The sequence below is a fragment of the Herbaspirillum sp. B65 genome, from assembly GCF_000333555.1.
Classification (GTDB): domain Bacteria; phylum Pseudomonadota; class Gammaproteobacteria; order Burkholderiales; family Burkholderiaceae_D; genus Herbaspirillum; species Herbaspirillum rubrisubalbicans.
The window spans coordinates 1-7299 of sequence record NZ_BADI01000682.1; the positions used below are offsets into that span (position 1 = coordinate 1).

Genomic DNA, 7299 nt, shown 5'->3' on the forward strand with positions numbered 1-7299 from the left:
ATATTCGTTGGTCTTGGGATCGCGGTAGATCAGCGTATCCCAGATCAAATGCGCCAGGATCACGCCTTCACGCAGGTTGTTGTGGTACTGGCTGATGTTCTCGACTTCGCTGTCGGAGGCATAGACCAGGGTGTCGTTGGCCTTGTTGGCATGGGCAGCCAAGGCCGTCAAGGCCCCGCCCACCAACACTGCACAGCGCGACCAGCCCATGATGGATTTGCGTATTGCGTTCATTCCAGCCCCTTAGTTCGAAGAAGAGATGTTTGAAAAAAACCGCGACGTCGAAGGGCATACTAGGCTAGGATTAATCGATGCCGCAATTATAGAATTTCTATGTCTGCGTTGCTTTTTAAGGAAGGCATGGATGCTGCACCACAATGTAGCCACCCCGATGAAAGGCGCATCGCCACTGGGTCGCGGGCCTGGAAGCAGGTGCAGCATCGCAGTGCGTGACAGGCACGCCAGGGCTGCACCAAAGGCGTGAGGTGCGCACCAAATAAACCATGGAAAATTTGTACCGCACTGTTCATGCAGTGCTGGTCAGCATTGGTCATTCTTTACCCGAACACGCGGTTGCCAGCCGCCAACGAGACAGCACATGAAATCACATCACCTGCAAGAGACTGCCCTGCGTTACTTCCTGGAAGTGGTGCGCTGCGGCTCCATCAGCGAGGCCTCGCAACGCCTCAACGTGGCCAGTTCGGCCATCAGCCGCCAGATCAGCAGCCTGGAAGAAATCCTCGACACGGTCTTGTTCGAACGCCGTCCGCGCGGCATGGTGCTCTCGGCCGGAGGCGAGATGCTGGCGGCCCATGCGCGCAAGATGGCGCTGGAAGCCGACCGCGTGGTGGCCGACCTGCAGGCCTTGAAGGGCTTGCGCAGCGGGCGCGTGCGACTGGCGGCCTCGGAGGGCTTTGCCATCGATTTCCTGCCGCGCGTGATCAATACCTTCCAGAAACAATATCCGGGTTTCGTGTTCCAGCTCTTCGTGGGGATACCGACCATGGTGGCGCGCCAGGTACGCGAAGGCAATGCCGACATCGGCCTGACCTTCTCGCGCCTGCCCGAGCCGGAAATCAAGGTGGTGCATCGCCAGCCCGGACCGATTGCGCTGGTCATGCGCAACGACCATCCGCTGGCGCGCTTTCGCCATCTCTCGCTGGCCCAGCTCAAACCCTATCCGATGGCCCTGCCCGACCCCACCACGACGCTGCGGCAATTGTTCGACATCGCCTGCAGTCGCCAGCAGGTGGTGATCGAACCGGTGATGACCAGCAACTATATCCAGTCGCTGCACAACTACGTGCTGGACAACGATGCGATTTCCATCACCGGTGACGTCACGGTGCGTTACCGCATCGAACGCGGCGAATTGAGCATGAGGCCGATCCGTGATTGCCCGGTCGATGGCCGTTTCGTGGAAGTGCAGACCCTGGCCGGACGCACCTTGCCGCGCAGCGTGGAAATCTTCCTTGATTATCTGGTGACGGAATTGAGCAAGGATCTGTGATCGCCACCCGGCCGCCATCATCGCGGCCGGGGACATGTCAGGCGCTCAGAAGCGCCAACCAGCCTTGAGCGCGGCGGACTGGTTGATGAAACCGCTGCGGCCTTCGGCATCCAAGCGCAACGTGATGTCAGCCGTCGCCATCAGCTTGTAGCGATAGCTCACGCCCGCCTTGAACAGCCACGGAGAGCGGGCCGTACCGGGTGCGGCGAAGGCTTGCCCCGGCGCCCCGGCGTAGGTGGCGACCAGGTCGTCGCGGTCGTTGATGGCATCGTAGCTGGCACCGAGGTAGGTGCTGATCTGCGAGGCTGTCGTCACGGCGTAGTTCAGACGCGCGGCCACGCCCAGCAACAGCGCCTGGCTGCGCTTGCCCTGGACCAACAGGCTGAGATCACCCGCCCCGCTCTCGGCGTAGGCAGGGCTTTGCAGGCGGGTGTAGTCGAGCTGCAAGGCAGGTGCCAGACTCAATGCTTCACTCAAGGACAGCGTGTGCGACACATTTGCGCCTACATGCGCGCTCCAGCTGTGGTAGCGGCTGCTGGCGATGCGGTTCAGACCACCGAACTGCAGATCGCGGGCCAGGCGGTTGCCGTTCCAGCCCAGGTCAGCCTGCCAGCCCAGCGCCAGCTCGCCCAACGCAACGCTGCCATATAGGGCCAGCATGTTGGATTCGATGCGGCTGCGACTGCCGGTGCCGGTGATGGCGGTGTTGCCGCTGGTGCTGGTGCCGGCATAGGCATAGGAGACGCCAACGCGTCCGCGCTCCAGTTCCATCTCGGCGCCGGCAGCCATGCCCCAGGTGCTGGCACTGAACCCGGACGCACCGCCCCGGTCGCCCTGGTTGGTACGCGATTCGAAGGGCATGATCCAGACTTGACGGTCCGCCCCTGCCTCGCCGTAGGCCAGGCCGCTGCCAGCGCCTGCGCCCTCGATGCCGGAGGAGCCGGTCTCGACGCGCGTGGCGATGACCCGATTGAGCGAGGCTTGGCTACCACGGATGGCACTGGCGCTATCGTTCCTGGGCAGGGTCTGGCTGGCCGCACGCATCAGGCTGGTGGCATCAGGCAACCGACCCAGCGCAGTGACGACCTGGGCCATGTCACCGCTGGATGGATGCTGGATCTGCCGGTCCAGCACTGGCGCCACCGGCGCAGCGGCAGTTGCGGAGGCGATTGCCAGAGAAGTTCGGAATGCCGGTGGTGGCGCTGCCAGCGTACTTGCTGCCGACGTGCTTGCTGCCGGCGTGGTGGCTACCGGAGTGCTTGCTGCGGGCTTGCTTGCCACCGGAGTACTTGCTACCGAGGTGTTTGCTGCCGGCGTACTTCCTGCCTGGGTGTTTGTTGCCTGGGTGTTTGTTGCCTGTGTGCTTGCTGCCTGTGTGCTTGCCGCGGGGGCGTTTGCAACTGGCGTGTTTGCTGCCGGAGTACTTGCCGCTGGCGTGCGTGCTGCCGGAGTGCTTACCGCCGGCGTACTTGCTGCCGGAGTGCTTGCTACTGCCGGCGTGCTTACCGCCGGGGTACTTACTGCCGGGGTACTTACTGCCGGAGTGCTTACTGCCGGAGTGCTTACCGCCGGCGTGCTTACTGCCGGAGTGCTTACCGCCGGCGTACTTACTGCCGGAGTGCTTACCGCCGGCGTACTTACTGCCGGAGTGCTTACTGCCGGAGTGCTTACTGCCGGAGTGCTTGCTGCCGGAGTGCTTGCTGCCGGCGTACTTGCTACCGGAGTGCTTACCGCCGGAGTACTTGCTGCCGGCGTACTTACCGCCGGAGTGCTTACCGCCGGAGTGCTTACCGCCAGAGTGCTTGCTACTGCCGGAGTACTTGCTGCCGGAGTGCTTACCGCCGGCGTACTTACTGCCGGCGTACTTACTGCCGGAGTACTTGCTGCCGGAGTGCTTACCGCCGGAGTGCTTGCTGCCGGCGTGCTTACCGCCGAAGTGCTTACTGCCGGGGTACTTACTGCCGGAGTACTTGCTGCCGGAGTACTTGCTGCCGGAGCGCTCGCTGCCGGAGTGTTTTCTACCGGAGTGCTTGCCGCCGGGGTGCTTGCTGCGGGGGTGTTTTCTACCGAGGCGCTCGCCGCCGACGTACTTGATGTCGGTGTGCTTGCGACTGGCGTGACGACGGCAGCTGGAGCCGCTGCCACAGTGGCAGGCGCCAGGGTATCCTTGACCACCTGCTGGATGCTGACCACATCGACGATGTTCAGGTCCACCGCGTTATTCGCAACGAGAGGCTGGAAGTCGAACAGCAGCGAATTGTCGGAGACGTTCAGGCTCGGCGCACTGAGGCTGCCGGCCGTGATGACGCCGCCCAGTGTCTGGCCGCGTGCCAGCGTCGCGGCCTTGGTCACGTCCACCGCCAGCCGGGCGCCCGAGGCGAAGCTGGCCGTACCAGTGACGGCCAGCTTGCCGTATTGGGTCGCACTGGCCACACCTACAGTCAGGATCTGGTCCGAGGTCTGGGCAAAGGATGGCACGCTGAGGGTACCGGCAGCGATGGTGGTGTTGCCGCTGTAGCGGACCGGACCGAGCACGCGCAGCGTGCCCTCGCCTTGCTTGACCAGACTACCCTTGCCGCTGCCGTCAGCGATGCCGGCGTTGAGCGTGAGCGTGAAGGCCTGGGTATCGATGCGCCCTTCGCCATGGAGGCTGACTGCATTGCCCAGCGCGAGCCCATCCGCAGCGGCACGCAGGGTGGTGCCATCGTTCATGCCCAAGGCACCGCTGCCCAGCGCCGTCGCCGAAGCCACCGCCAGCGTACCGCTCTCCAGACGGGTGCCCCCGGAATAGCTATTGTTGCCGGACAGCGTGAGAACGCCGGCGCCGCTTTTGACCAAGGTCCCCACGTAGTCGGCATCGGTCTTCTTCTGGACGGCGTCGAGGTAGGCGGTCTGCCCCTTGTAGTTGCCCAGGGCCAGGTTGGCGGCGACCATGTCGGTGTCGGTAGAGAGCACATAGGTCAGCAACTGCTCCTTGCTCAACAACGCTCCCGTGCCGGATTGCTTGAGAATGGCCGCGGCCAGAGGATTGGCAGCGACCGCCTTGTCGGCATTCTGGAAGGCGGTATTGTCTTCCTTCTTCTTGCTGGCCTGGTAGGTGGCATTGCGCTGGGCGCGCGTCTGCACCAGCGCCAGGGCGGCATCGTAGCCGCTGTTGACGCGGCTGGTGACCTGGGCGGTGGCACTGTCCACCGCCGCTTGCAGGGTGCTCACCGACAAGGCCTGCCAGGCTGCCAGTTGGGCCTTGTCCTCGCTCTTGCGCTGGACCAGGGCAGCCTCGGAAATGTCATTGCTCCAGGTGTCGCTAACACCGCTGCCGATGTTGGCGTTGAAGACGCCCAGCAGTTGCGCCGGTCCATTCAAGGCCTTCTTCAGGTCAGGCAGACCCCAGCCGAACATGGCGTTGGGCACATCCACTGCGCCACTGCCCAGGTGGGTGGAGGTAGTCAGCAGAATGGTGCGGATGGCCTGGTTGTCGAGGTTGGGGTAGCGCTCCATCAGTACACCCAGGGCGCCGGTGACATGGGGCGCGGCCATGGAGGTGCCGGAAGCGTTCACCAGAGCAGTGTCGGACGTGATGTTCAGGCTGGGGATGGCCGAGCCCGGCGCCGACAGGCACCAGTACTTGGCCAGGCCACACTGGTTGGAAAAGCTGGGCAGGACCGAGCTGGCATTGATGGCGGCCACCGCAATCCAGTTCTGTTCCAGCTCCGGCCTGAAATACGGCAGGGCCGAGCGGATGTTGACGTTGGCCTTGCCGGTATTGCCGGCCGCCCACACCATGAGGGTATTGGACGCTTGCGCCACGTCGGCTGCCGCATCCAGCCAGGTCTTCTTGCCGCCGCCCTGCAGGCGCTGGTAGGCCGCCGCCACCCCGCTGATGGAGCCGAAGTCATCGCGCGAATCAGGGCTGCCCCAGCTACTGTTGATGACGCGCACACCGGCGCTGGCGAGGTTGCCATAGGCCGCCTTGAAGTAGTTGTAGTCCATGTTCACGCCATAGACCGAACTGTCGGTGCCGTTGGTATTGGTGATGTAGTAGTCGCTGGCGAAGGCCACGCCCATGATGCCCGCGCCATTCTTGGCCGCGGCAATGGAGCCGGAAACATGGCTGCCGTGCTTGTCGTTGAGCGTGCTCAGTGCACCGGTGGTGCTGAAGGCGTCACCGCTTTTCCAGGGCTGGCTGCCATCCTGGTATTGCGACCCATCGTTGGCATAGGTGCCGATGACGGCCAGGGCCTTGACGTCGCGACTGACGAATTCGGCATGCGTCAGCAAGAGCCCCGAATCGACCGAACCCAGCTTGATGCCTAGGCCCGAGAACCCGGCCGCATAGGCATACTGGGCATTCATCGCGCCCAGGCCCCAGTCGGTCTTGAATTCGGTATTGGTGGCCCAGCTGGCCACGGCGGCGGCGACATCGGTGCTGCTGCTGCCGTCATAGTTGACGTAGCTCTGGGCGCTGGCCGGCAGGCCCAGGGTCAGTAATACAGCGCCGCAGAGGCGCTTCTTTTGCAAACCCGCTGGTGACGTCATCGTGGCTTGCCTTGACGGCTTCTTTTTATTCTTCATCTTCCCTTCCTAGGTCGATCATGTGGAATTGGCCAGGTGATCGGGAATGCCAGTCCGACCCCGTCCTTGTTGTCGTCTCCCTGATGCCGGCTGATACCGACCTTTTTGTAGGGGCGCATTGTCGGGGGCCGACGCCGTTCTGGACATTGTCTTTTGGTGCTGTCCAGACCAAGAAAAGCTGAAGCTTTTTGCGTCACGTCAGCACGTGAAGACAGGAATAAAAGCGCGGGAATACCACCTGGACGCAATCACGGGCGGCTGCCAACGCCGCCGTTGCATGGCGCCGGAGAAGGTGGGAGAAAAAGGGGGGGAAAGAGAGAGGGACTACTGGCCGGCAGCGAACCAGGTCGCTGCCGGCATGAGCAACAACAAGCCCGGGATCAGCTCTGCTGGTCTGACCAGCCCAGGCCCAGGGCCTTCTGGATGCCGACGAAACTGCGCGTCAGGTTGGCCTCGGCCTGCAACAGGTTCTGCTGGGCAGTGATCTGCTGGCGCGTGGTATCGAGCAATTCGATCAGGGTACCGGTACCGGCCTGGTAACGCTGGCGCGCCAGTTCCAGGGCGCGATCGGCAGAAGCCTTGGTGCGCGCCAAGGTGGCCACCGTGACGCGACCATAGCGGAAGCGCGACAAGGAATCCTCGGCGTCGCGCAAGGCTTCCAGCACAGCTTGGCGGTACTTCATCTCGGCTTCGTCGCGCACTCTCTCGGCTTGCGTGACGCGCGCCTTGGCGCGACCGAAGTCGAGGAAGTTCCAACTCAGCATCGGCGCACCGAGGGCGGCGAAGTCATCCAGTCGGGTCAGATCCGAGGGATGCGTGCCACCCAGGCCGATCACCCCAAACAGTTTCAGGCTGGGATAGCGCGCCGCCTCGGCCTGGCCGATCTTGGCGGTGTCGGCGGCCAGCGTGCGTTCGGCTGCGCGCACGTCCGGTCGACGTCGCAGCAAGGACAACGGATCGCCTACTGCGACCTGCTGCGGTGGCAACGGTACAGGTGCTGTGGCCGTGAGTTCACTGTCGAGCGTGCCCGGTTCCTGGCCCAGCAGCGTGGCTAGCTGGTTCAAGTAGGCCTCGCGATCGGCTTGCANGGGGATCAGGTCGGCGCGGCTGGCGTCGAGCTGGTTCTGGATACGGATCTGCTCCAGCGAAGAGGCCCGTGCGCGCGCCACGCGCTGGCTGGTGAGCTTGAGCATCTGCTCCTGTGCCTGCACCGCCTG

The 7299-nt window shown here is 63.6% G+C and carries 3 protein-coding genes and 1 pseudogene; 1 reads left to right on the forward strand and 3 read right to left on the reverse strand.

Annotated features, from left to right (window positions below):
- Window positions 1–234, reverse strand: a pseudogene (locus I5W_RS16190) (ABC transporter substrate-binding protein); the annotation flags it as partial.
- 364 nt (window positions 235–598) lie between these two features.
- Between I5W_RS16190 and I5W_RS16195 the strand changes: the two are divergent.
- On the forward strand, window positions 599–1510 hold the full coding sequence (locus tag I5W_RS16195; RefSeq protein ID WP_017451561.1) for a LysR family transcriptional regulator: 912 nt from the start codon (window positions 599–601) through the stop codon (window positions 1508–1510).
- A gap of 45 nt (window positions 1511–1555) precedes the next feature.
- Here I5W_RS16195 and I5W_RS29955 read toward each other — a convergent pair whose 3' ends face one another.
- Together I5W_RS29955 and I5W_RS16210 are read right to left on the reverse strand one after the other, a co-directional pair.
- Entirely contained in the window at window positions 1556–6082 is a 4527-nt protein-coding gene (locus tag I5W_RS29955) for a S8 family serine peptidase (protein ID WP_305809656.1), read from the reverse strand.
- Between the two features lie 380 nt (window positions 6083–6462).
- Window positions 6463–7299 (reverse strand): TolC family protein (locus I5W_RS16210; RefSeq protein ID WP_044530003.1); only part of this gene is annotated, 837 nt, incomplete at its 5' end.